The following is a 1353-nucleotide window of genomic DNA, read 5'->3' on the forward strand; positions in this document are numbered from 1 at the left end:
GTCAAGGCTCTTCAGCACAACCTGAACCGTCAACAGGATCGCGTCCGTCTGTTCGAAAGCGGTCTGCGCTTTGTCGGCTTTGTTGTACTTCTCGCCCTGGGTTACCAGGCCGGAGGCGTACTGACTTTCGATCTCTTTCACTTCGTCGGTAGCAGCACCGATGATGCGGGCTTTTTCATCCGGGATAACGAAGTCGTTAACGCCGATGGAAACGCCGGAAATGGTCGAATAGGCAAAACCGGTGTACATCAACTGGTCAGCGAAGATCACGGTCTCTTTCAAACCAACCACGCGGTAGCACTGGTTGATCAGCTTGGAGATCGCCTTTTTCTTCATCGGCTGGTTGACGACGTCGTACGACAGGCCAGGTGGAACAACCTGGAACAACAGCGCACGGCCGACGGTGGTGTCGACGATACGGGTGTTCTTGACGCTGCCACCGTCACGATCGTTGACAGTTTCGTTGATCCGCACTTTGACTTTGGCATGCAGTGCGGCTTCGCCGGCACGGAACACACGGTCAACTTCTTGCAGATCCGCGAACACACGACCTTCGCCCTTGGCGTTGATCGCTTCGCGAGTCATGTAGTACAGACCCAATACAACGTCCTGCGACGGAACGATGATTGGCTCACCGTTGGCTGGCGACAGAATGTTGTTGGTCGACATCATCAACGCACGCGCTTCCAACTGGGCTTCCAGTGTCAGCGGTACGTGCACGGCCATTTGGTCGCCGTCGAAGTCGGCGTTGTACGCGGCACAGACCAGAGGGTGCAGCTGGATAGCCTTGCCTTCGATCAGTACCGGTTCAAACGCCTGGATACCCAGACGGTGAAGGGTCGGTGCACGGTTGAGGAGAACCGGGTGTTCACGGATCACTTCAGCGAGAACGTCCCAAACCTCTGGCAGCTCGCGCTCAACCATTTTCTTGGCCGCTTTGATGGTGGTCGCGAGACCACGCATTTCCAGCTTGCCGAAAATGAACGGCTTGAACAGCTCGAGAGCCATTTTCTTCGGCAGACCGCACTGGTGCAGACGCAGGGTCGGACCTACGGTAATTACCGAACGGCCGGAGTAGTCAACACGCTTACCGAGCAAGTTCTGACGGAAACGACCTTGCTTACCCTTGATCATGTCAGCCAGGGATTTCAGAGGACGCTTGTTGGAACCGGTGATAGCGCGGCCACGACGACCGTTGTCGAGCAGTGCATCGACGGCTTCCTGCAACATACGCTTTTCGTTGCGCACGATGATGTCCGGTGCGGACAGATCAAGCAGGCGCTCTGAACCCACTTCACCGACCACCGTTCCGGGTGCGAGCGTGTCGACGGGCAGCGGCAACGGGTCATGAGC

1 pseudogene is annotated in these 1353 nt (G+C 56.9%); it reads right to left on the bottom strand.

Annotated features, from left to right (window positions below):
• Positions 1-1353, bottom strand: a pseudogene (locus tag ACQKP4_RS29120) (DNA-directed RNA polymerase subunit beta'); the annotation flags it as partial.

Origin of the sequence: Pseudomonas sp. NPDC086278, assembly GCF_050280905.1 — a bacterium.
GTDB lineage: Bacteria > Pseudomonadota > Gammaproteobacteria > Pseudomonadales > Pseudomonadaceae > Aquipseudomonas.